Annotated in this window: 14 protein-coding genes; 10 read left to right on the top strand and 4 right to left on the bottom strand. The window is 62.1% G+C overall.

Annotated elements, in window-relative coordinates:
• Window positions 1-30: 30 nt before the first annotated feature.
• Both EKH80_RS12585 and EKH80_RS12580 read left to right on the top strand, forming a co-directional pair.
• Entirely contained in the window at window positions 31-3,270 is a 3,240-nt protein-coding gene (locus EKH80_RS12585) for an efflux RND transporter permease subunit (RefSeq protein WP_126685110.1), read from the top strand.
• A gap of 174 nt (window positions 3,271-3,444) precedes the next feature.
• The gene (locus EKH80_RS12580) at window positions 3,445-6,588 is read left to right on the top strand and encodes an efflux RND transporter permease subunit (protein WP_126685109.1); all 3,144 of its coding nucleotides are present in this window, start codon (window positions 3,445-3,447) and stop codon (window positions 6,586-6,588) included.
• Between the two features lie 49 nt (window positions 6,589-6,637).
• Here the strand turns inward: EKH80_RS12580 and EKH80_RS12575 are convergent, their stop codons facing one another.
• Both EKH80_RS12575 and EKH80_RS12570 read right to left on the bottom strand, forming a co-directional pair.
• Complete coding sequence (locus tag EKH80_RS12575; RefSeq protein ID WP_158628828.1) at window positions 6,638-9,745, bottom strand: TonB-dependent receptor plug domain-containing protein; 3,108 nt, start codon at window positions 9,743-9,745, stop codon at window positions 6,638-6,640.
• A gap of 651 nt (window positions 9,746-10,396) precedes the next feature.
• Window positions 10,397-10,762 (bottom strand): hypothetical protein, encoded by a 366-nt coding sequence (locus tag EKH80_RS12570; protein WP_126685107.1) that lies wholly within the window; start codon window positions 10,760-10,762, stop codon window positions 10,397-10,399.
• Between the two features lie 290 nt (window positions 10,763-11,052).
• Between EKH80_RS12570 and EKH80_RS12565 the strand changes: the two genes are divergently transcribed.
• Both EKH80_RS12565 and EKH80_RS12560 read left to right on the top strand, forming a co-directional pair.
• The gene (locus EKH80_RS12565; RefSeq protein ID WP_126685106.1) at window positions 11,053-13,278 is read left to right on the top strand and encodes an NADP-dependent isocitrate dehydrogenase; all 2,226 of its coding nucleotides are present in this window, start codon (window positions 11,053-11,055) and stop codon (window positions 13,276-13,278) included.
• A 124-nt stretch (window positions 13,279-13,402) separates the two neighbouring features.
• Entirely contained in the window at window positions 13,403-14,422 is a 1,020-nt protein-coding gene (locus EKH80_RS12560; protein WP_126685105.1) for a TraB/GumN family protein, read from the top strand.
• Window positions 14,423-14,498: 76 nt separating this feature from the next.
• Here the strand turns inward: EKH80_RS12560 and EKH80_RS12555 are convergent, their stop codons facing one another.
• Window positions 14,499-15,449 (bottom strand): aldo/keto reductase, encoded by a 951-nt coding sequence (locus EKH80_RS12555; RefSeq protein ID WP_126685104.1) that lies wholly within the window; start codon window positions 15,447-15,449, stop codon window positions 14,499-14,501.
• A gap of 365 nt (window positions 15,450-15,814) precedes the next feature.
• On the opposite strand from EKH80_RS12555, the gene EKH80_RS12550 reads away from it, so the two are divergent.
• From EKH80_RS12550 to EKH80_RS12535, 4 genes are all read left to right on the top strand, one after another.
• Complete coding sequence (locus EKH80_RS12550) at window positions 15,815-16,732, top strand: LysR substrate-binding domain-containing protein (RefSeq protein WP_126685103.1); 918 nt, start codon at window positions 15,815-15,817, stop codon at window positions 16,730-16,732.
• A 220-nt stretch (window positions 16,733-16,952) separates the two neighbouring features.
• Window positions 16,953-17,615 (top strand): NYN domain-containing protein, encoded by a 663-nt coding sequence (locus EKH80_RS12545; RefSeq protein ID WP_126685102.1) that lies wholly within the window; start codon window positions 16,953-16,955, stop codon window positions 17,613-17,615.
• Between the two features lie 227 nt (window positions 17,616-17,842).
• Entirely contained in the window at window positions 17,843-18,763 is a 921-nt protein-coding gene (locus EKH80_RS12540) for a class I SAM-dependent methyltransferase (RefSeq protein ID WP_126685101.1), read from the top strand.
• Between the two features lie 81 nt (window positions 18,764-18,844).
• Entirely contained in the window at window positions 18,845-19,381 is a 537-nt protein-coding gene (locus EKH80_RS12535) for a pseudouridine synthase (RefSeq protein ID WP_126685100.1), read from the top strand.
• 26 nt (window positions 19,382-19,407) lie between these two features.
• On the opposite strand, the gene EKH80_RS12530 is transcribed toward EKH80_RS12535, so the two are convergent.
• On the bottom strand, window positions 19,408-20,193 hold the full coding sequence (locus tag EKH80_RS12530; RefSeq protein WP_126685099.1) for a TatD family hydrolase: 786 nt from the start codon (window positions 20,191-20,193) through the stop codon (window positions 19,408-19,410).
• Window positions 20,194-20,409: 216 nt separating this feature from the next.
• On the opposite strand from EKH80_RS12530, the gene gspE reads away from it, so the two are divergent.
• On the top strand, window positions 20,410-22,143 hold the full coding sequence (gene gspE / locus EKH80_RS12525; RefSeq protein ID WP_126685098.1) for a type II secretion system ATPase GspE: 1,734 nt from the start codon (window positions 20,410-20,412) through the stop codon (window positions 22,141-22,143).
• Between the two features lie 84 nt (window positions 22,144-22,227).
• A complete protein-coding gene (gene gspF / locus EKH80_RS12520) occupies window positions 22,228-23,445 on the top strand; it encodes a type II secretion system inner membrane protein GspF (protein ID WP_126685097.1) in 1,218 nt (405 codons plus the stop codon).
• Window positions 23,446-23,454: the final 9 nt, after the last annotated feature.

Raw genomic sequence — 23,454 nt, 5'->3', positions numbered from 1 at the left:
TAGGCTTTGATCACGGATAGTGCGACGACCATGGGATTCTCAACCCTTTTCATCCGCCGCCCCATCGCCACCTCGCTCCTGATGGTGGCGGTGATGCTGCTCGGCGTGCTCGGCTATCGCGAGCTGCCCGTCTCCGCGCTGCCGGAAATCGAAGCCCCCAGCCTGGTGGTGACCACCACGTATCCGGGCGCCAGCGCTTCGACCATGGCTTCGCTGGTCACCACGCCGCTGGAGCGCCAGCTCGGCCAGATCTCCGGCCTGGACATGATGACCTCCGATTCGTCGGCGGGCCTGTCCACCATCGTGTTGCAGTTCAATATGAACCGCGATATCGACATCGCCGCGCAGGACGTGCAGGCGATGATCAACCAGGCGCGCGGCACGCTGCCCAGCACGCTGCCGTATCCACCGGTCTACAACCGCGTGAACCCGGCCGATGCGCCGATCTTGTCCCTGATGCTCACCTCGGACAGCCGTCAGCTGCGTTACGTGAATGATCTGGCCGATTCGATCCTCGCGCAGAAGCTTTCGCAGGTGCCTGGCGTGGGCCTGGTGTCGATCGCCGGCAACGTGCGGCCTGCGGTGCGCATCCAGGTGAATCCGTCGCAGCTGGCCAATCTTGGCCTCACCATGGAAGACGTACGCAGCGCGCTGGCCCAGGCGAATGTGAACGCGCCCAAGGGCACGCTCAACGGCGCCACGCAGTCGTACACCATTTCCACCAACGATCAGCTGGAAAAGGCGGCCGAATACAAGAACATCATCATTTCCTACAACAGCAGCAAAAATGCGCCGGTGCGCCTGTCCGACGTGGCCAAGGTGATCGATGGCGTGGAGAACGACCAGCTCGCCGCATGGGCCAACGGCAAGCCGGCGGTGCTGCTGGACATCCGCCGTCAGCCGGGCGCGAACATCGTTGAGACCGTGCAGCACATCCGCGACATCATGCCGCAGTTGCGCAGCGTGTTGCCGGCGGACGTGCATCTGGACGTGTTCGCCGACCGCACCATCACCATCCGTGCCTCGGTGGAGGACGTGCAGTTCACCCTGCTGCTCACCATCGGCCTGGTGGTGGCGGTGATCTTCGTGTTCCTGCGCCGGCTGTGGGCGACGGTGATTCCGTCGATAGCGGTGCCGCTGTCCCTGCTGGGTACGTTCGGTGTGATGGCTTTTGCCGGCATGTCGCTGGACAACCTGTCGCTGATGGCGCTGACCGTGGCCACCGGCTTCGTGGTGGACGATGCGATCGTGATGATCGAGAACATCGTGCGCTACATCGAACAGGGTAAGGACGGCAAGGAAGCAGCGGAGATCGGCGCCAAGGAAATCGGCTTCACCGTGCTGTCGCTGACCGTGTCGCTGATCGCGGTGTTCCTGCCGCTGTTGCTGATGCCTGGCGTCACCGGCCGCCTGTTCCACGAATTCGCCTGGGTGCTCGCCACCGCGGTGGTGATCTCCATGCTGGTGTCGCTGACGCTGACACCGATGATGTGCGCCTACCTGTTGAAGCCGGATGCGCTACCCGAAGGTGACGATGCGCACGAGCGCCATGCGGCTGCCGGCAAGCGAACGGTGTGGGCGCGCACGGTGGGCTTGTACGAGCGCACGCTCGACTGGGTGCTGGATCACCAGCGCCTGATGATCGTGGTGGCAATCTCCGCCGTAGTGGTGACGGTATTCCTGTACGTGGCGATTCCAAAAGGCCTGCTGCCTGAACAGGACACCGGTCTGATTACCGGCGTGGTGCAGGCCGACCAGAACGTCGCCTTCCCGCAGATGGAACAGCGCACCAAGGCGGTGGCCGACGCGCTGCAAAAGAATCCCAACGTGGCGGGCGTGGCGGCGTTCATTGGCGCCGGTACCATCAACCCCACGCTCAACCAGGGCCAGCTCAGCATCGTATTGAAGGAGCGCAGCAAGCGCGGCAGCCTCGATGACGTGGTGGCGAGCTTGCAGAATGACGCGGTGAATATCCCGGGCGTGGCGTTGTACCTGAAGCCGGTCCAGGACGTCACGCTGGATACGCGCGTGGCCGCCACCGAATACCAGTACTCGATGTCCGACGTGAGTACCCAGGAACTCGCCGATGCGGCAACCAAGATGACGCAGGCGCTGCGCCAGCGGCCGGAGTTGGCGGATGTGGACAACAACCTGGCCGACCAGGGCACGGCGCTCAAGCTGACCATCGATCGCGACAAGGCCAGCACGCTGGGTGTCCCGGTGCAGGCCATCGACGACACGCTGTACGACTCCTTCGGCCAGCGCCAGATCTCCACCATCTTCACGCAATTGAACCAGTACCGCGTAGTGCTGGAGGTGGAGCCGCAGTTCCGCACCAGCACTGCGCTGCTCAATCAGATCACGGTAAAGAGCAATGGCGGCGGTGCACTGACCGGCAGCAACGCCACCACGTTCGGCCAGGCGGCCTCGAGCAACTCGGCGACGGTGACCGGCATCGCGACCGCCAATACCGGCATCATCATCGGCGCCGGCGGTACCATTCCGCTGGCCTCGTTGGTGAATGCGCAAGTGACTACCTCGCCGCTGGTGATCAGTCACCAGCAGCAGTTGCCGGCCGTGACGCTGTCCTTCAACCTCGCACCAGGCTATTCACTGTCCGAGGCGGTAGAGGCGATCCAGCAGGTCGAGCAGCAGCTCAACCTCCCTCCGCAGGTCCGCGGGCAGTTCATCGGCAAGGCGGCGGAGTTCTCCTCCTCGCTGGGCAACGAAGCCTTGCTGCTGCTGGCCTCGATCATCGTGATCTACATCGTGCTGGGCGTGCTGTACGAGAGCTACATCCACCCGATCACCATCATCTCCACCTTGCCCCCGGCCGGCGTGGGTGCGCTGCTGGCGCTGATCCTGTGCAATATGAGCCTGTCGGTCGACGGCATCGTCGGCATCGTGCTGCTGATCGGCATCGTGAAAAAGAACGCGATCATGATGATCGACTTCGCGATCGAGGCGCAGCGCACCGGCATGACGCCGCGCGAAGCGATCCGCCGGGCCTGCCTGTTGCGCTTCCGTCCGATCATGATGACCACCGCCGCGGCGATGCTTGGCGCGTTGCCGCTGGCGCTGGGCAACGGCATCGGCGCCGAGTTGCGCCGTCCGCTGGGCGTGTCGATCGTTGGCGGCTTGTTACTGTCGCAGTTGGTGACGCTGTACACCACGCCGGTCATTTACCTCTATATGGAGCGATTCTCGGAGTGGCTGCAGGCGCGCAGGGAGCGGCGAGCCATGCGTCACGCCGCGCGTGACGCTGCATAAAACCCCATATGACGGCGTAGGCTGGGATGGCAATCCCAGCATTGCCATGCACGTCGCATCGCGATGCTGGGATTGCCATCCCAGCCTACGCCATCGTGCGATGTGCCGCCCCCTCGCTTCTTTGCAGGGGCAAACGAGCCTCAACCTTTTTACCCGTCGCACGTTGTTTCCCGCATGAACCTCTCCGCCCCCTTCATCCGTCGCCCGATCGGAACTTCGCTGTTGGCGATGGGTGTGTTCGTGCTCGGTGCCATCTGTTACTCGCTGCTTGGCGTCGCCGCATTGCCGAACATGCAATTCCCGGTGATCTTCGTGAACGCCAACCAGGCCGGTGCCAGCGCGGAAAACATGGCAGCCACGGTGGCGGCGCCGCTGGAACGTCACCTGGGGCAAATTCCGGGCATCGACACCATGCGTTCGGTCAGCTCATTGGGCAGCACCCTGGTGTTCCTGATCTTCGACGGTAGCCGCAAGATCGACGACGCCGCGCGCGACGTGCAGGCGGCAATCAACGCGGCGCAACCGGATCTGCCGCCCGGTCTCAACAGCCTGCCCAGTTATGAAAAGGCCAATCCCAACGACGATCCGATCATCGCCTTCGCGCTGACCTCCGAAACGCAGTCTGCGCGCGATCTGTATGACGTGGCAGACTCACTGCTCGCGCAGCGGCTGCGTCAGCTTCCGGGTGTTTCAGAAGTGGATATCCTTGGCGCTGCTACCCCGGCCGTGCGCATTGATGTCAACCTGCGCGCACTCAACGCAATGGGGCTTTCTCCCGATCAAGTGCGCAATGCGCTGACCGCCGCCAACGTGTTCCAGCCCAAGGGCTTTCTTTCCGACGGCAGGACCACCATGGCGGTGGAGGCCAACGACGCGCTGCATACGGCGAGTGATTTCGCCGGCCTGGTGATTTCGACCAGCGGCAAGGGCGTGCCGGTGCGCCTGAAGGATGTGGCCCGAGTCTATGACGGCCAGCAGGACGCTTATCAGGCTGCCTGGTTCCAGGGCAAGCCGGCGGTGCTGATGTATGTGTTCCGGCAGTCGAACGCCAACATCATCGGCGTCACCGACCGCGTGAAAGCGGAAGTGCCGTTGTTGCGTCGTTATTTGCAGCCCGGCACCACGCTGACGCCGTATTTCGACGGTACCCCGACCATTCGCGCTTCGCTGCATGAAGTACAGGCCACGCTGCTGATCAGCCTGGCCATGGTCGTGCTGGTGATGGCGCTGTTCCTGCGCCGGCTGGCGCCCACGTTGATCGCCGCTTCGGCCGTGCCGTTGTCGCTGGCCGGCGCAGCCGTGGTCATGTATGCGATGAATTTCACGCTGAACAATCTCACCTTGCTTGCGGCGGTGATCGCCATCGGCTTCGTGGTGGACGACGCGATCGTGGTGATCGAAAACGTCGTGCGGCATATCGACCAGGGCATGACGCGCATGCAGGCGGCGCTGGCCGGCGCGCGCGAGATCGGCTTCACCATCGTCTCCATTACCGCCTCGCTGGTGGCGGTGTTCATCCCCTTGCTGTTCATGCAGGGCATCGTCGGCATGTTCTTCCAGGAGTTCACCTTGACCCTGGTGGGCGCCATCGTGGTGTCCGCCCTGGTTTCGCTGACCCTAACGCCATCGCTATGCGGACTGTTCCTGCGCGGCCACCCGGATACGCGCACGGCATCAGGGCTCGGCCGTGCGATCGATCGCCTGCACGAGCGCATGCTCCGGATTTACGAGGTGTCGCTGGATTTCTCGCTGCGCCATGCCTTGCTGTTGTCGCTCACGCCGCTGATCCTGATCGGTGTGACGGTGGCGATCGTGATGTCCGGCCAGATCAAGACCAGCCTGTTTCCCATGCAGGACACCGGCCTGATTCGCGGTCGCGCCACGTCCGGTGCCACGGTTTCGTTCCAGGATTCGGCCAACCGCCAGCAGCGGCTGATCGACATGCTGCTGCACGACCCGGATGTGGCGGTGGTCGGCTCCCGCCTGGGCAGCACGCGCATTGGCACGGCCGGTTCGTTCGACATCCAGCTCAAGACGCATGCGCAAGGCCGCACCGAGGACACCTTCACGGTGTTGACGCGGCTCAGCAAAAAAGCGGCGCAATACCCTGACCTCAATGTACGCTTGCGCGCGATCCAGGACCTGCCCAGCTTCGGCGGAGGCGGCTCCAGCCAGGGCGCGCAATACCAGATGTCGCTGCAGGGCGATGACCCCGCCAAGCTGCGCGAGTGGCTGCCCAGGCTGGTCGAGGCGTTGCGCAAGAACCCCAAACTGCGGGACGTGGGCAGCGACCTGGATGACGCCGGCCTGCAACAGAACCTCGTAATCGACCGCGACCGGGCGGCACGCCTCAAGGTGGACGTCGGCAATATCGACGCGGCCATCTACGATTCCTTCGGCCAGCGCCAGATCAGCAACATCTACGCCGATCTCAACCAATACAAGGTGGTGGTCAACGCGCTGCCGGGGCAAACCGCCACGCCGCGCTCGATCGACGACCTCCTGGTGCGCTCCAGCAGCGGCAAGATGGTGCGGCTATCCGCCTTCGCGCACCAGGAGCCGGGTCTGGCCCCGACCCAGGTCACGCATATGAACCAGCACACCATCATGAGCCTGAGCTTCAATCTCGCTCCTGACGTGAGCATGAGCGAGGCTTTGCAGGTGGTACAGGCCACGGCAGACAGCATGCGTATGCCGGGCGATATCAAGCTCGACATCGGCGGCGACTTCCGCCGCTTCCAGCAAACGCAAAGCGGCGGCCTCTTGCTCATCTTCGGAGCCATCCTCACCGTGTACATCGTATTGGGCATTCTTTACGAAAGCCTGATTCATCCCGTCACCATTCTGTCCACGCTGCCTGCTGCCGGCGTGGGCGCATTGCTGGCGATGTGGCTCACCCATACGGACCTGTCGGTGATCGCGCAGATTGCGTTGGTGCTGTTGATCGGCATCGTGAAGAAGAACGCGATCATGATGATCGACTTCGCCCTGGTCGCGCAGCGCGAACACGGCAAGACGGCGCTTGAAGCGGCGCGCGAGGCAAGCCTCGTGCGCTTCCGCCCGATCATGATGACCACCATGGTGGCGATTCTCGCCGCCCTGCCGATCGCGATAGGTCTGGGCGAAGGTTCCGACCTGCGCCGTCCGCTAGGTATCGCCTTGATCGGCGGGCTGCTGATTTCGCAGAGCCTGACGTTGCTCAGCACGCCGGCGCTGTATGTGATCTTTTCGTGCCTGAGCGAGCGTTGGGCAGCGTGGCGTCTGCGCAAGCTGGAGCGAAAGGCAAGCAGGCCGCGCGCTCTCGCGCGCGAATCCTGATCGCGCAGGTTGGGCGCTTGCATCCCAGCCTGCGCTGATTTTTTTGATCTCAGAACAGCTTCTGTTCGTACTTCAAATACACCACGCGGCCAAAGTCGTACTGCGGGTTATACGCATACTGCGTAAAGCCATCCGTGCCGGTCGGGCCCAACGGGCCTATCACGCTCTCCGCGCCGGTATAGCTGAGTGGGGCATGGCGGTTGAAGAGGTTGGTGGCGCCCACCGAAAACTGGCCGTGCCAAGGCGCTTTCCAGCTGATCTGAAGGTCATTGAAAGCCAAGGCGCCCTGGCGATACGCGCCTTTTTGCCCCTGCACGAAGGCATTGGGCTCGTTGCACGGGAAGGTCTCTGCCAGGTTGGGCGCACCCGCGCGACAGGGTTCCTTCAAGGCCGAGAAATAGCGGACGGTCCAGGTGGCGCCGAAGTTGCCCCAGCTCCAGTTGATATTGGTGGTATCGCGGAAGCGCCACACCGGTCCGAGCACCGGGTCATACGTGCCCACGTTCCAGCCGACCACGGGGCCGCCGGTGACCGCCTGTTCCTTCAAGGAATTGATGTAAGTGCCGGTGGTGTCGATCTTGAATTTGCCGACTGGTGTCTCAGGAAACAGATAGCTCAGCGACACGTCGGCGCCGCGTTCGTCCACGAAGCCCTCGTTGACCAGGGCTTGCAGCAGATTGACGACTTGGCCGTTGGCGGGCGAGCGCTGGAACTGCGAGCATTGCTGTGCTTCGCCCAGCTGATAGCAGTTGTTGAGAATGCTGTTGGCCGCCGGCAGCGTGATGATGTCGTCGACGCGAATGCGGTACCAGTCCAGCGTGAGGTTGAGGCCGGATAGCCAGCTTGGGCTGTAGACGATGCCGGCGGTGTAGTTCTTGGACGTTTCCGGTTTCAGCCTGGCGTTGGCGCCGGTGAAGTACGGCGTCGTGCTGGTGCTGTTGGGGCCGGTAACTGGTACGCCGGTGGTAGTGAGCTGGGTGAAACCTGGACCAACGGGAGGCAGGCCGGCGAACCCGTTCAGGCAGCGCTGCGCTACGACCGGATTGCTGGTCAGGCCGTAGTTAACGTCGCATGGATCGGTGTAGCTGGTAAAGCTCTGCATCGTGCCACCGTACAAATTGGAGATCGACGGTGCGCGAAAGCCGGTGCCATAGCTGGCGCGAATCAGCAGGTCAGTGAATGGCTGGTACGAAAGCTTGTAGGAGTTGTTGTTGGTCGAACCGAAGTTGGAGTAGTGCGACAGGCGATGCGAGACGTCGAAATTCAGCAGTTGCGCCCCCGGCAGACCCTTGAGCAGCGGCAGGTTGATTTCGGCATAGGCTTCGTTGATGCCGTATGCACCCCGGCCCGGATTCTGCTGCAGGTTGGTGTTTAGCCCCAGCTGGGTATAGGAATCGGGCGTGACGCCGCCGGAAACATTGCGGTGTTGCCCGCCTACGGCGAAAGTCACATCGCCCTCGCCCAGCGCCTGCGGCAGGGTGAACATGTCTCCGCTGATATTGGCTTCGAGGTTGCGCGTCTGGCTCCAGGCGTGCGTGAAGTAGTTGAAGTTGAGGTAATTGATCTCATCCGGGGTCAGGCCGCCCGCACCCGAGAACGGATTCAGCGGTACGCAGCCGGCGATCACGCTGCCCGGCGTTCCGCAGTGCACGACGCCGTCCGCGCCCAGGAACGACGGTCCGACCGCATTGTACAAATGCACCAGGTTCAAATTGCCGGGGCCGCCGGTGTCCTCGATGTAGCGGTAGAGGCTGTAGCCCACGTCCCAGTTGAACTCGTTCTGGCCCAGCGAGAACTCGCCTTCCAGCCCTACCCGGAATCCATACTGCTTGATCTTGTTGTGCACCACGCGGTTGGGCTCATACAGCGGCAAGCTGAATGAGAGGGTGTTGCCCGGCAGCGGGTTGTAGTAGCTGTTCGGCGAGAGCGTGGGGAACCACGCCCCGCCGAGGCTGCCTGCCGGCAGTCCAAGTGCCGCGGCCAGGTTGGCGCCATTGGCCGGGGTGAGCGAACTGAGCGGGTAGCCGCCGATGTAGTCGGTGGCGTCGTTGCTGTTATAGGTGCCGGTGAACACGGCCTTGATATGGTCGGTGATCTTGTAGTCCCCCTTCAGCGTGTACGACTTCAGGCGATTGTTCGGGACGAAGGTTTCGAACGCCGCCTGGTTGGCGTAATCGTTGGCGTAATACGGAGTGGGGTAGATCACGCCAAACGTATTGGGGTGATAGTTGGCGATGTTCAGGCCGTCCTGGCCCGCGTTCACGGTGAGCGGGAAGGTATAGGCGGTGCCGGCAGGGCCGGTGGCGCTCAGGATGGTGCCGTAATCAGAAGGCTGCACGGATTGCGGATACTGGGGAAAGCTGATGTATCCGTAGTGGCTTACCCACGTCTGTGGCGCGAGAATCTGGTTCTGATTCTGGATCGAGATGTTGAAGGTGAACGATCCGCGCGAAAACTTCTTGCCGCCGGTCAGGCTGAACTGGTTTTGCTTGCCGAAGTTACCTGGAGCGTAGGTGCTGTTGTAGGTATCCAGATACAGGCCGTCCACGTTTTTGGTGTGAATGTTGATCACGCCAGAGATCGCATCGGAGCCGTAAATCGATGAAGCGCCGTCCTGCAGGATATCGATGCTGTCGATCAGCGAGCTGGGAATCGTGCTGAGGTCGGTCTGGCCGAAGATGTCGGTGGTGTAGCGTTCGCCGTCGACGAGGATCAGCGTGCGCGGTGCGCCCAATCCACGCAGGCTGGCGTACTGGCCGACGATATCGCCCAACGAACTTTGCGTACTGGTGCCGGCCGAACCCACCGAAGAAACATTCTGCAGGATCTGTCCGACGCTGACGAAGCCTTGTTGCTGCAAGGCTTCGTGCGAAATGGCGGTAACCGGTTGCGCCGTTTCCACGTCCACGCTGCGTATCATCGAACCGGTGACGGTAACCGTCTGCAAGGTTTTTGTGCTGGGTTGCTGAGGAGTTGCCGGTTGCGGGGACGCTTGCTGCGGGGGCGTCGACTGCTGTTGCGCGTTGCCTTGTGTCGCCTGGTTGTTTGCCGGCGGCGGTGTGGTGTCTTGCGCGGTGGCCACTGTCGCCAGTGCGCCCCCGCCCATTACCAGGGCGATACGAATCGCCAGGACGATGTTTTGATGCTGCAAGTTCATGTTCATATCCCCTTTCGTTATGGGCGGAGCCATTACCTGCAGGCATTTCCGCGCCTGTATTCAGCCCTGCATGCCAAGCCGCACGTGTGGGGTGCTCATGCGCTTGGGTTCTTCCGAATCTGGCCGAAAGCCATGTTTGCAGGCGGTCAGGTGATGCATAGAGCCAATGCGTGTTTTGTTGCGAATCAGATCAATCGTCGCAATTTATTTCGCTGGCCTCGCGTCGGCTAATCATTTCGCGGTAGGCGTCATGCGCGAATAGCCGCATGCCGAAGCTGGTATAAGAAATCGAATGAGAATTTCATGTGTTTTTTGCAGGAAAGGGATTTAAGGAAACTCTGAATAAGTTCAGAGTTTCCGCGGGCCAGGGAGGGCTCGCCGCAAATCAGGCGCGTTAGCGCTTGATTTGGCATCCTTAATTCACCGCAATCGGTTATCGCGGAGCACAGGTGTGAATCAATGCTGTGTTTGACCGGTTGCAAGCCATGCGCTGGCCCCCGGCGGCGCAGCGCGTAGGCCGGGACGGCAATCCCGGCTTCGCGTGGCTTGCATCCATGGCAATGCTGGGTTTAGCAACGTAAGCCTACGAATTTCATCCCCGCCTGCGTCCCGGACCCGATCGCCGGGTACGCAGCATGCGTCAGCGCATCCCTAGGAGCGCAGCATCGTTTCGAAGCGTGGCAGGCTGCCACAGACCGAGCGCAGGCGCGCCAGCAAAATTTCACGGTGGGTGGAAACTTCCCACGGCAGTTTCCCGATGCCATGCAGTTCGGCACAGCGCAAAGCTGCCTGATAGGCGAGCAGCGGACCGGGCAACTCCGAGCGCCGGTGAGCATCGCCTTGCCAAAGCACGACCACCCAGCCCTCTTCCTTCTCGTGGCCCGATTCGTCCACCGGCATGTACAAGCTGCCGTCCGTCAGCGACAGTGCACAATCGTGGCCGTCGGCGAACTGGAAGGTAAACAGAGGCGTCAGTTCGGCGATGTAATCGACGATGCGCTGGCTCAATCCGGTCATGCGGCTTCCCTGTGGCACGAGAGGGGGCGGATGGTAGCGGCAAAACCTGTCAGGCATCTGAGATGCCGCCGGCAATCCGGGCGAGCGGGAGCCACAAGGATGCCTGATCCTCGCGCTTCCGCCAGCTGCCTGAAAACGCGACAATGGGCGGATTGCCTGTCCCGCCGGGCCGATGGCTTGATTTCGGCGGGTTTGACGCCACTAGCGTGGGGCGCGCCGCCTATCCCTTGCCTGGGCTCGGCGGCGTTTCCCTTACGCACCATGCCGTAGCCAAAGAGGTTGCCCGTTCCATGTCCCAGACGCCGAAGATCATCTACACGCTGACGGATGAAGCTCCTTACCTTGCCACCCAGTCGCTGTTGCCCATCATCAAAGCCTATACGGCCACCGCGGGTATCGAGGTTCAGACGCGCGACATTTCGCTGGCGGGCCGCATTCTTGCGCAGTTCTCGGACACCTTGAAAGACGGCCAGAAAATCTCCGACGACCTCACCGAGCTGGGCCAGCTGGCGACCACGCCGGATGCCAATATCATCAAGCTGCCCAACATCAGCGCCTCCATGCCGCAGCTGAAGGCCGCGATCAAGGAGCTGCAGTCCCAGGGTTATGCCCTGCCGGACTATCCGGAAGATCCGCAGGACGTGAGCGATTGGAATATCCGCGCGCGCTACGACAAAGTGAAGGGCAGTGCAGTGAATCCGGTGCTGCGCGAAGGCAATTCCGATCGTCGCGCACCGCTCTCGGTGAAGAATTACGCGCGCAAGCACCCGCATAAGATGGGTGCGTGGAGTGCCGAATCGAAGACCCACGTGTCGCATATGAGCGGTGGCGATTTCTACGGCAGCGAGAAATCCACCACGCTTGAGCAGGCCACCGTGGCAAGGATCGAATGGTTCGGCAAGGACGGCAGCAGCACCGTCCTGAAGGAAAAAACCAACCTCGGTGCCGGCGAAATCATCGACGCCGCCGTGATGAGCAAGAAGGCGCTTGCCAGCTTCATCGACGCGCAAATCGAAGAGGCCAAGCAACAGGGCGTGTTGTTCTCCCTGCACTTGAAGGCCACCATGATGAAGGTCTCCGACCCGATCATGTTCGGCCAGGTGGTCAATGAGTTTTACAAGGACGTACTCGCCAAGCACGCCGACACGCTCAAGAGCATCGGCTTCAACCCCAACAACGGCATCGGCGACCTGTATGCGCGCATCGGCTCTTTGCCGGCGGACAAGCAGGCCGAAATCAAAGCGGATGTGGCCGCCGAATACGCAAAGCGCCCGACGCTGGCGATGGTGAATTCCGACAAGGGCATTACCAATCTGCACGTACCCAGCGACGTGATCATCGACGCATCAATGCCGGCGATGATTCGTGACTCGGGCAAGATGTGGAACGCCGAAGGCAAGCTTGAGGACACCAAGGCGGTGATTCCGGATCGCAGCTACGCCGGCGTCTACCAGGCGGTGATCGAGGATTGCAAGGCACATGGCGCCTACGACCCCACCACCATGGGCAGCGTCCCCAACGTGGGCCTGATGGCGCAGGCAGCGGAGGAATACGGCTCGCACGACAAGACGTTCCAGATCGCAGGCGATGGTGTGGTGCGCGTCACCGACGCCGGCGGCAAGGTATTGCTGGAGCACCATGTGGAAGCCGGCGACATCTGGCGCATGTGCCAGACCAAGGATGCGCCGGTGCAGGACTGGGTGAAGCTGGCTGTCAGCCGTGCTCGCCTAAGCAGCACGCCGGCCGTGTTCTGGCTGGATGTGAACCGTGCTCACGACGCACAGCTGATCCGGAAGGTGGAGCGCTATCTCAAGGATCACGATCTCCACGGCCTGGACATCCGCACGCTTGCGCCGGTGGACGCTACCCGGTTCTCGCTGGAGCGCATCCGCAAGGGACAGGACACCATTTCGGTGACCGGCAACGTGCTGCGCGACTATCTCACCGATCTGTTCCCGATCATGGAGCTGGGCACCAGCGCCAAGATGCTTTCGATCGTGCCGCTGATGGCCGGTGGCGGCCTGTTCGAGACCGGCGCCGGCGGTTCCGCGCCCAAGCACGTGCAGCAGTTCCTGGAAGAGAACTATCTGCGCTGGGATTCGCTGGGCGAGTTCCTGGCCATGGCCGCGTCGCTGGAACATCTGGGCAACCGTTACAGCAACAAGGCGGCCGGCGTACTGGCCAGGACGCTGGATCAGGCCAACGGCAAGATCCTCGACGACAACCGGTCGCCGGCGCGCAAGGTCGGCGAACTTGACAATCGCGGCAGCCACTTCTACCTCGCTCTGTACTGGGCGCAGGCCCTGGCCGAGCAGAACGACGATGCAGCGTTGAAGGCAAAGTTCGCGCCGCTGGCCAAGACGCTCACCGAAAACGAGGCCAGGATCGTGGCCGAACTCAACGCTGCGCAGGGCAAGCCGGTGGAGATCCATGGCTATTACCACCCGGATCTCGCGCTGGTGAGCAAGGCGATGCGGCCGAGCGAGACGTTCAATCAGGCATTGGCGGCGTTGTAAGCCAATGTTTATGCGCAGGGAAAAGGGACCTTCGGGTCCCTTTTCCATGGAAGGGTGCCTGACGTCGCGTGTCACAGGAAGCATTAGAATCACCCGGACGACCCATCATGCGGGAACTCCCATCATGCGAGTTTCATTGGCCATCGGATGTCTGGTCCTTGTAGCGGCCGTGCAAGCATGGTCTCAGTCGACGCCGGCTTCATCCGGCAGCGCGGCTTCGCACGCAAACGCTACCGTACTCCCCACTGTCACGGTCACCGGCGAGCAGCCCGGTCCGGGATTGTGGAAGGTAAGCAAGGGCGGTCACGTGATGTGGGTGTTGGGTACGCTGACGCCCTTGCCCAAGGGCATGGAGTGGCGTTCCAGGGAAGTCGAGCAGACCATTGCGCGCTCGCAGGAGGTGCTGGAGGCGCCGTCAGCCGAAGTAAAAGTGGAAGCCGGATTCTTTGCCAAGCTGGCCTTGCTGCCCTCCGCCTATAGCGTGCGCAAGAATCCCGGTGGCGAAACGCTTGAGCAGATTCTGCCGCCGCAAATGTATAACCGCTGGGAGATGCTCAAACCGCAGTATTTCGGCAGTGATCGCAAGGTCGAATCCTGGCGCCCGATCGTGGTGGCCTTGAAGCTTTACCAACGTGCGCTGGAAAAATCGGGGCTTACCGCCAGGAACGATATCAACAAAGCGGTGTTCAAGCTGGCCGACAAGCATGATGTGAAACGCGTGCCGGTGAAATACAAGCTGGTGGTGGAGCATCCGCGCGAGGCACTGGACACCATCAAGCAGACCAACTTGCATGATGTGAGCTGCTTCAACCAGACGCTGGAAACGGTGCAGAACCAGATGGGCAACCTGACCGAGCGCGCCAATGCCTGGTCGACCGGCGACATCCAGGCCCTGCGCGGTTTTGCCGTGAACGATCGCGACCGATCCTGTCTGATTGCGGTGATCAATGCGGACTTCGCCGAGCAGCTGGGACTGCACGACCTGCCCATGCTCATGGAGCAGGAGTGGTTGCGGGCTGCGGAAACCGCATTGGCCGGCCATGCGCAAATCTTTGCCGTGCTGCCAATGGAGCAGGTGCTGGCTCCGGACGGCTATCTGGCCCATTTGCAGGCTCGTGGCTATACGATCGAAGCGCCTGAATAACCGGGTAGGTTGGGATGGCAATCCCAGCATTGCGCTTGGATGCAAGGTAATGCTGGGTTTCACAACGAAAGCCTACTCAGAATTCCGCACTGGCCTGGTTCAACGCAGACATCTCCTCCAGCGTCAGCGAAAGCCCCGCTGCACCAAGCAGCTCGCGCAGCTGCTCGACGGAGGTCGCGCTGACGATCGGCGCGGTGACGCCGGGACGCATGATCTGCCATGCCAAGGCAACCTGTGACGGCGTTGACCGATGCGCCGCAGCCACTTCGTCCAGGGCGGTCAGTACTTTCAGGCCTGCTGGCGTCAGGTATTTCTGCACCGCAACGCTGCGTGCTTTGCTCTTGGCAAGATCGGCTGCACTACGGTACTTGCCGCTGAGGAAGCCGCTGGCTAGCGCGTAGTAAGTGATCACGCCGACGTTTTCCCGGCGGATCAGCGGCTCGAGTTCCCGTTCGTAGCCGCTGCGGCTGACCAGATTGTATTCGGGCTGCAGGCTTTCGTAGCGGGGGAGCCTGTGATCACGGGAAATCTTCAGGGCTTCGGCAAAACGATCGGCGCTGTAGTTGGAGGCGCCGATCGCGCGCACCTTGCCTTCCTCGATCAGCCGGGCGAACGCGCCCAGCGTTTCACTCAGCGGGACGCTGGCGTCGTCTTCGTGTGCCTGATAGAGGTCGATGTGATCGGTCTGAAGGCGCTTGAGTGAAGCTTCGACTGCTTGCCGGATGTTCAGCGGGGACAAGCCACGATGCTCCACCCATTTGGCCACCTTGGTGGCGATCAGTACGTGGTCGCGTTTGCCGCTGCGCTTGAGCCATTTGCCGACGATGGTTTCCGACTCCCCACCACGGTTGCCCGGCACCCAGGCTGAGTAATAATCCGCGGTATCGATCAGGTTGCCGCCTGCTTCGACGAAGGCATCCAGCAGTTCGAACGAGCGTTGCTCGTCTGCGCTCCACCCGAACACATTGCCGCCCAGGGCAAGCGGGGCGACGGAAAGCTTGGAACATCCCAATGGCTGCAGTTGCATAAAAAACCTCGACAGGCGCTGCGAATAGGCCGCCTTGCGGTGGCGTGCATTCCCGCCGAGGTGGGTGCAAGCAGGCTTTAATCAAGCGCAGCAGTTGCAGTCGCCCTGAGATTCAGCCGGCAGCGGCAGCTCTGCGAGATCTGCGCTGACTTCGTTTCCGAGCTTTGCCTTACAGCGACAAGCTGGCGCATCGGTGAGCCAAGTCAGCGTGGAGGGGGTTATGTGGCCGTGCAGGAACAACAAATCGACCCATGGCGAACGCATGGTGGCGGATTCCTGGAGGAGTAGGGGTAAATGCAAAGTAATGGGCTGAGCCCACAAGAAAAAGCGATATATTCGCAAGCCAGATTTGAGGGATATTCAACATGCTCCGGGTGCCGCTCAGTCTTTTGCAGCAATTCGTGCAGGTGGCGCGCTTGGGTAATCTCTCGCGCGCGGCCGAGCAGGCCAATCTCACCGTCAGCGCCTTGAGCCATCAAATGCGCCAGCTGGAAGAGCGCCTGGAGCGGCGCCTGTTCGAGCGCGGTCCGCGCGGTGTAACGTTGACCGTGGAGGGTTGCAGCCTGCTTGAGGCGGTTGGTGAGCATTTCGACGGCATCGAACACGCGCTGTCGCGCTATCGCCAACGGCGCCACGACGCGCTATCGCTCAGCGCCAGTCCCGGCGTGATTTCCAGCTGGCTGATGCCGCGTTTGCCACGGCTGTTGGCGGCGCATCCGGAGTTGGAACTCAATCTGCAATCCACCAACCTGCTGGTGAACTTCGAGCGTGAGGCCGTCGATGCGGCCGTGCGCTATGGCAAGGGCGACTGGGAAGGCTTGCGCAGTGAATACCTGTTCGGCGAGTGGATTGCGCCGGTGGCGGCGCCATCGCTGATCGAGCGCATGGCCGGGGCCGATCCGCTGGACCTGGCACGATGGCCGTTGATCGGCGATCCCAATCGCAACAATCGCTGGATCGATTGGTTCGCGCACTACGGTGGCGAGCCGCCGCAGCGTTATGTCGCGCATGTGGATACGATCGACGCATTGCGCCAGGCCGCACTGGAAGGTCTTGGCGTGGCGCTCGGGCGCATGATTACGACCAAGTCATGGATCGATGCCGGCCGGCTGGTGGTCCTGGGCGATCGCTACCTGCCGGTACCGGAAGCGTATTACCTGGTGTATCCGCCGCGTTCGGAAGATCACCGCGGCATGGCCACGTTCCGCGGCTGGCTGCATCAGGAAGCCGAGGCGTATTGCCGGGAGATGCCGCAGCCTCAGCGGGACGCGGCCAAGGCATAGCGATTTCACTCGCATCGACAGACGGACCGTTCCGCCCACACTTGCCACGATGGCTTCGTGCGGATAAGTGGATTGCGAGCGATTTTTGCAGCTGACGTGTTTGGTGGGCTGTTCGTTTGGCACGGTTACGCAGTTCTTGCACTTATCGTAGACTGCCGCTCGCCGAACCCCATCGATCGGCCCTACATTCCGTTCTTGCTGCAATTCATAAGGATTCCCTATGCCAAGCACCGCCATCCTTGTCGACGGCGCTTTCTTCCTTGCTCGCTATCGCAAAGTGTGGGGCGATCGCGACGCCAATGACGCGCGTACCGTCGCCAAGACGCTGTTCGGCATGGCGCTGGAACACCTCAAGTCGCTCGACCGACCACGCGAAGCGCTTTACCGCATTTTTTTCTACGACTGCCCGCCGCTGGAAAAAGTGCTGATCAAGCCGATCAGCGGCGAAAGCATCGACTATTCGCGCACCGGCGCCGCCGCTTTCCGCCGCGATCTGCACGACCAGTTGCGCCGCCAGCGCAAGATGGCGCTGCGCCTGGGCCGCCTCTCCGACCGTGGCGAGTGGAAGCTCAAGCATCAGGCCTATCAGCAACTGCGCGACGAGTCGCTGTACTGGGATGAACTGACCGACGAACACTTCGAGCCGGACATGCGTCAGACCCAGGTGGACATGAAGATCGGCATCGACATCGCCGCACTGGCCTACAAGAAGCAGGTGGACCAGATCGTGCTGGTGGCGGGCGACGCCGATTTCATCCCGGCGGCCAAGCTGGCCCGCTATGAAGGTATCGATTTCATCCTCGATCCGATGTGGCAGGGCATTGCGCCGGATCTGCATGAGCACATCGATGGCCTGCAGTCGGTGTGTCCGCGGCCTTTCTAGGGCTACTCCAATCCATGACCGGGTACCCGTCAACGCACGGCATGCCCGTGTGGCTGCGCGTAGGCTGGGTTGCTAAACCCAGCATTGCCATGCACGCAAGTCGCGCGATGCGGGGATCGCCATCCCAGTCCACGGACCGTGCGCAATTCGTAAATTAATTGTAAAATGTCGACGCGCGTTGTACGGCGCTTGCGGCAGGCTGTCGCGCACCTTTAAAAGGAGTCGTCATGAAGACCCGCTTCGCCTTCGGATTGTCCGTTGCCCTGTTGCTTGCCGGTGTGGCGCACGCGCAACAGGCGGCGCAGGATCAGCCCGCTGGCGACCTGGTCCCGCCGACCAGTGCCAGCGACTTCACGGCCGGTCAGCTCGACTCGGCCTTGGCCGGTTCCTGGCGCTCCGCTCCCAACAAGGCGCGCGATGTCTACCGCCATCCCAAGGCCACCCTGCAGTTCTTCGGGCTGCAGCCGGACAAGACCGTGATCGAAATCACTCCCGGCGGCGGCTGGTACAGCGAGATCCTGGCGCCCATATTGCGCGATAACGGCCATTACATTGCTGCGGTGCCCGCAGGCAACGGCGCCGAGGAAAGGCAGGATGCCGACGCGTTGCGCGCCAAATTCAAGACCGATCCCGCCCAATACAGCAAGGCCAGCGTCATCACCTTCAATCCCAAAGCGCCCGTGCTCGGGGCGCCTGGCTCGGCGGACATGGTGCTGACCTTCCGTAACGTGCACAACTGGGTGATGGCCGGCAATGCCGAAGCCATGTTCAAGGCGTTCTATGCCGTGCTGAAAACCGGCGGTACGCTGGGCGTGGCGGAGCATCGCGCAGCGACCGGCGCCACTCTGGATGCCGTCAAGGGCAGCGGCTATCTGCCGACCGATTACGTTATCAAGCTGGCTACCGATGCGGGCTTCAAGCTGGACGGGCAGAGCGAGATCAACGCCAATCCCAAGGACACGAAGAACTATCCCAAGGGCGTGTGGACCCTGCCGCCCAGCTTGGCCCTGGGTGATCAGGATCGCGACAAGTATCTTGCCATCGGCGAATCCGATCGCATGACGCTGCGTTTCGTAAAGACCGGCGTCAATAAAGCGCCGGCCGTCCCGGCGGCTGCGACCACCGCCGCCAATCCGGGCGCGCATTGAAAAGGGTAGGCTGGGATGACAATCCCAGCATCCCGCCGTGAAGCTGGGATTGTCATCCCAGCCTACGATCCTTAGAACACCATGCTCATTGCGCTGAACAAGCCGTTCGGTGTGCTATGTCAGTTCACCGCCCATGACGACCGCCCGACGCTGACCGACTATGTGCGGCAGAAGGATGTTTATCCTGCCGGCCGCCTGGATCACGACAGCGAAGGCCTGCTGCTGCTGACGGATGATGGCGTACTCGCGCACCGCCTGACCGACCCGAAACACAAGCAGCCGAAAACCTACCTGGTGCAGGTGGACGGCGCGCTAAGCGACGAAGCGGTACGCGCGCTGAGCCAGGGCGTCGTATTGAACGACGGACCGACCTTGCCGACGCTGGCCGAACACGCGCAAGAGCCCGCTTGGCTGTGGCCGCGCGATCCGCCAGTGCGTTTTCGCAAGAGCATCCCCACCAGCTGGCTGTCGATCACCTTGCGCGAAGGGCGCAATCGCCAGGTGCGCAGGATGACGGCGGCGGTAGGTTTTCCGACCCTGCGGTTGATACGCGTGCGGATCGGAGGTTATGCCCTGGATGGGTTGGTGCCGGGTCAAACGCGCGTGCTTTTGCGCTGATGGCAGGTTGGGTTTTGTACCCCAGCCTACAGGCCGAAGAATGCCCGTGCCGCCGCGGTGCTGTTGGCCGCCGTCGCTTCCACCGGTTCACCGCGATCGCGCGCAATCTCTTCGCAGATGTGCCTCAGGTACATCGGCTCGTTGCGCCGGTGGCTCGGTTGCGGGCGTACGCTACGAGGGAGCAAATACGGTGCGTCCGTTTCGATCAGCAGACGGTCGGTGGGGATTTCGCGCACGAATTCGCGCAGATGGGTGCCGCGACGCTCGTCGCAGATCCAGCCAGTGATGCCGATGTGGCAGTCCAGCGCGAGGTAGTCACCGAGCGCCTCGTGCGTATCAGTAAAGCAATGCACCACGACTGCCGGGACCTTGTCGCGATAGCGTTTCAGCAGGGCGAAAAAATCGTGATGAGCATCGCGCTGATGCAGGAACAGCGGCTTGCCGACGTCCGCGGCGATCCGTAATTGCCGTTCGAACACTTCGAGCTGCACGTCGCGCGGAGAATAATTGCGGTGATAGTCCAGTCCGGTTTCGCCTACGGCGCGCACTTCCGGCATCCGCGCCAACTCGCGCAGATGAGCGTCGGTCACATCGTTGTAATCGACCGCATGGTGCGGATGCACACCTGCCGTGGCATACAGCATGTCCGGATGGCGGCGGGCGAGTTCCAGTGCATGATCGCTACCGACATGTGACGCGCCGGTGACCACCATTTGAACCACCCCGTGCGCCTGTGCTCGCTGCAGCACAGCATCGAAATCATGCCGGAAGGATTCATGGGTGAGGTTGGCGCCGATATCGACGAGCTGCATGGAGAACCCTTCAAAGCTTCTATTGTCTCATCCGTGAAGGGCCTGATCCATGCCGGCGCCTGCGTCTTCACAGTCTCTTAGCACGTGAACAACGTCTCGAAGTTAGGCTCGCCAGCCCCTTTGGTGATGTGTTACCAATGGGAGTCGCTTTTCGGCGCAGGGCGCGAGACGGCGCGCGGCCATTGTTATTTAAGTGAAACCTAACGGGGTGGAACCATGTCGGCAGCCTTGAAGCCGGCGTCCAGCGGGACGATCCAAGCCATGGAAGACCACGAGGCAGCCGTGTGCGCGCTGCTGGTTACGCGTGGTCGCCTGAAGGACAACGACCTGGCGCGCGCCAAACGGCTGCACGAGGAGGCCCCGGAGGGCACCTTGACGGCCTTGCTGGCCCGGTTGGGGCTGGTGTCCGAGCGCGACCTGGCCGAAGCCTGGGCCGAACTCCTGCATGTGCCGCTGCTGGCGGCGCGCGAGGCGCCCGATATGCCGCCGGCCGATCTCGATGTGTCGGCGCGTTTCCTCAAGCAACAGCATGTGGTGCCGGTGCGCATGGGCGAGGAGGGCCTGGCCCTGGTCGTTGCCGACCCTGCCGATCCTTATCCGCTGCATGCCGTGCAATTGGCCTCGGGCAAACCGGTGTCGCTGTGCGTCGGCCTCCGTTCGGAGATCGATGACCTGATCGAGCGCTACTATGGCCAGGGCCGTTCGGCGATGGGCGCCATCGTGGAAAACCTCGACGGCAGCGGCGCGCAGGAAGAAGACGTGGAGCACCTGCGTGACCTGGCTTCCGAGGCGCCGGTCATCCGCCTGGTGAACCTGATCCTGCAGCGCGCGGTGGAACAACGCGCTTCGGACGTGCACATCGAGCCCTTCGAGAATCGCCTGAAAGTGCGCTACCGCATAGACGGCGTACTGCATGAAGTGGAAGCGCCGCCTTCCAGCTCGACCGCGGCGGTGATCAGTCGCGTGAAGATCATGGCCAAGCTCAACATCGCCGAGCGCCGCCTGCCGCAGGATGGACGCATCCAGTTGCGCGTACAAGGCAAGGAGCTTGACCTGCGCGTATCCACGGTGCCGACCAGTTTCGGCGAATCGGTGGTGATGCGCATTCTCGATCGCGAAACGGTGGTGTTCGATTTCGCCTCACTGGGCTTCACCGATCATTTCCAGAAGCGTTTCATCGACGTGCTTGAGCGCCCGCATGGCATCCTGCTCGTCACCGGCCCCACGGGTTCGGGTAAAACCACCACGCTCTACACGGCGTTGTCGAAGATCAACACGCCGGGCGTGAAGATCATCACCGTGGAAGACCCGGTGGAATACCAGCTCGAAGGCATCAACCAGATCCAGGTGAAGCCGCAGATCGGTCTGGATTTCGCCAACGCGCTGCGTTCGATCATGCGCCAGGATCCGGACGTGATCATGATCGGCGAAATGCGCGACCTGGAAACCTGCCGCATCGCCATCCAGTCCGCGCTGACCGGTCATTTGGTGCTGTCCACGCTGCATACCAACAGCGCCTCCGGCGGCGTGACGCGTCTGCTCGACATGGGGGTGGAAGATTACCTGCTCGGTTCCACCGTCAACGGCATTCTTGCGCAGCGCCTGGTGCGCCGGCTCGATCCGGAAACCGCCATCTCTTACGAAGCGCCGCCGGAAGTGGTCAAGGAATTCGAGCTGGAGAAGTACACCAGCGAGCGGCCGATTCGCTTGTGGAAGCCGGGCAGCAGCGTGACCAATCCCACCGGTTATCGTGGCCGCCGCGCCATCATGGAATTCCTGGTGATGAGCGATGCCCTGCGCCGCCTGGTGATGCAGCGCGCCGATGCCAGCGAAATCGAGCGCCAGGCTCGCGCCGAAGGCATGCGCACCATGTATGAGGATGGTATTGCCAAGGCGGTGGCGGGTATCACCACCATCGAGGAGGTGTTGCGTGTTACGCAGGAGGGTTGACGCCGCTGTTGCGCAAGATTCGCCCCTCACCTCAATCCTCTCCCCGGAGGGGAGAGGGGGCGAATACAAAGAGCTATTGTTCCCATGAGCCAGTTCCGATACCGCGCGGTCAGCGCTTCCGGCGAAATCGTGCAGGGACAGATGGAGGCGTCGAGCCTGGACGAAGTGATCGTGCGCCTGCAGGACCAGGGGCACACGCCGCTGGAAGCCAAGCCCGCCGATGCGCAAGGTGCCAGCAGCGGCTTGGCCGGCCTGCTCAAGCGCGGTCCTTTTACCGGCGATCAGCTGGCGCAGTTCACACATCAACTCGCGACGCTCCTTGGCGCGGGACAACCCTTGGATCGTGCGCTTGGCATCCTGATGGATCTGCCCGAGGGCGAACATGCGAAGAAGCTGATCGAGCGCGTGCGCGATCGCGTGCGCGGCGGTACGCCGCTGTCACAGGCCATGGACGAAGAGCACGGCGTATTTCCCAAGCTGTACATCGCGCTGGTGCGCGCGGGCGAAGTCGGTGGTTCGCTGGAAGACACGCTGCGTCGCCTCGCCGATTACCTCGAACGCACCCAGGAATTGCGCGGCAGCATCATCAATGCGCTGATCTATCCGGCGTTCCTGATGGTGGGGGTGTTCGGCTCGCTGTTGTTGCTGCTTACCTACGTGGTGCCGCAATTCGTGCCGATCTTCCAGGACATGCAGGTACCGATTCCCTTAATTACGCGTGCCGTGCTGGCCCTGGGCACGACGTTGCAGGACTGGTGGTGGCTGATTGCGGTCATCATGGTCGGTGGCGTCATGATATGGCGTGCACGCATGCGCGATCCGGCCCTGCTGCTGGCCTGGCACGAACGGCTGTTGAAGATCCGCATGGTAGGGCCGTTGGTGCTGAAGGTGGAAACCGCGCGCCTTGCGCGCACCCTGGGCACGCTGGTGAAGAATGGCGTGCCGCTGCTTTCCGCATTGGGTATCGCGCGGATGGTCACGTCCAATCGTGCGCTGGATGAAGCCCTGGTGCAGGCCACCGACATGGTCAAAGGCGGCAATGGCCTGAGCCTCGCGCTCGGACAGTCACAGCGCTTTCCGCGCCTGGCGATCCAGATGGTGCAGGTCGGAGAGGAGGCCGGGCAACTCGACACCATGCTGTTGAAGGTGGCCGATACCTTCGAACTGGAAAGCCGGCGCGCCATCGACCGCCTGCTGGCTGCGCTGGTGCCCACCCTTACGATCGTGATGACGGTATTCGTGGCCATCATCATGGCGGCCATCCTGCTGCCGCTGCTCAGTCTTACCAGCAACATCCAGTGATCGGTGTTG

The organism is Dyella choica (assembly GCF_003977665.1).
Taxonomy (GTDB): Bacteria; Pseudomonadota; Gammaproteobacteria; order Xanthomonadales; family Rhodanobacteraceae; genus Dyella_B; species Dyella_B choica.
Note: the sequence above shows the minus strand (reverse complement) of the source record. Positions and strands in the feature narration are given on the sequence as shown.

Bases quoted from the DNA above. Each gene is read 5' to 3' on its own strand.
- EKH80_RS12540 (WP_126685101.1), top strand. From the start codon at position 17,843: ATGAAGACCCGCTTCGCCTTCGGATTGTCCGTTGCCCTGTTGCTTGCC.
- EKH80_RS12585 (WP_126685110.1), top strand. From the start codon at position 31: ATGGGATTCTCAACCCTTTTCATCCGCCGCCCCATCGCCACCTCGCTC.
- EKH80_RS12550 (WP_126685103.1), top strand. From the start codon at position 15,815: ATGCTCCGGGTGCCGCTCAGTCTTTTGCAGCAATTCGTGCAGGTGGCG.
- EKH80_RS12580 (WP_126685109.1), top strand. From the start codon at position 3,445: ATGAACCTCTCCGCCCCCTTCATCCGTCGCCCGATCGGAACTTCGCTG.
- EKH80_RS12555 (WP_126685104.1), bottom strand. From the start codon at position 15,449: ATGCAACTGCAGCCATTGGGATGTTCCAAGCTTTCCGTCGCCCCGCTT.
- EKH80_RS12530 (WP_126685099.1), bottom strand. From the start codon at position 20,193: ATGCAGCTCGTCGATATCGGCGCCAACCTCACCCATGAATCCTTCCGG.
- EKH80_RS12535 (WP_126685100.1), top strand. From the start codon at position 18,845: ATGCTCATTGCGCTGAACAAGCCGTTCGGTGTGCTATGTCAGTTCACC.
- gspE (WP_126685098.1), top strand. From the start codon at position 20,410: ATGTCGGCAGCCTTGAAGCCGGCGTCCAGCGGGACGATCCAAGCCATG.
- EKH80_RS12570 (WP_126685107.1), bottom strand. From the start codon at position 10,762: ATGACCGGATTGAGCCAGCGCATCGTCGATTACATCGCCGAACTGACG.
- EKH80_RS12545 (WP_126685102.1), top strand. From the start codon at position 16,953: ATGCCAAGCACCGCCATCCTTGTCGACGGCGCTTTCTTCCTTGCTCGC.
- gspF (WP_126685097.1), top strand. From the start codon at position 22,228: ATGAGCCAGTTCCGATACCGCGCGGTCAGCGCTTCCGGCGAAATCGTG.
- EKH80_RS12565 (WP_126685106.1), top strand. From the start codon at position 11,053: ATGTCCCAGACGCCGAAGATCATCTACACGCTGACGGATGAAGCTCCT.
- EKH80_RS12560 (WP_126685105.1), top strand. From the start codon at position 13,403: ATGCGAGTTTCATTGGCCATCGGATGTCTGGTCCTTGTAGCGGCCGTG.
- EKH80_RS12575 (WP_158628828.1), bottom strand. From the start codon at position 9,745: ATGAACTTGCAGCATCAAAACATCGTCCTGGCGATTCGTATCGCCCTG.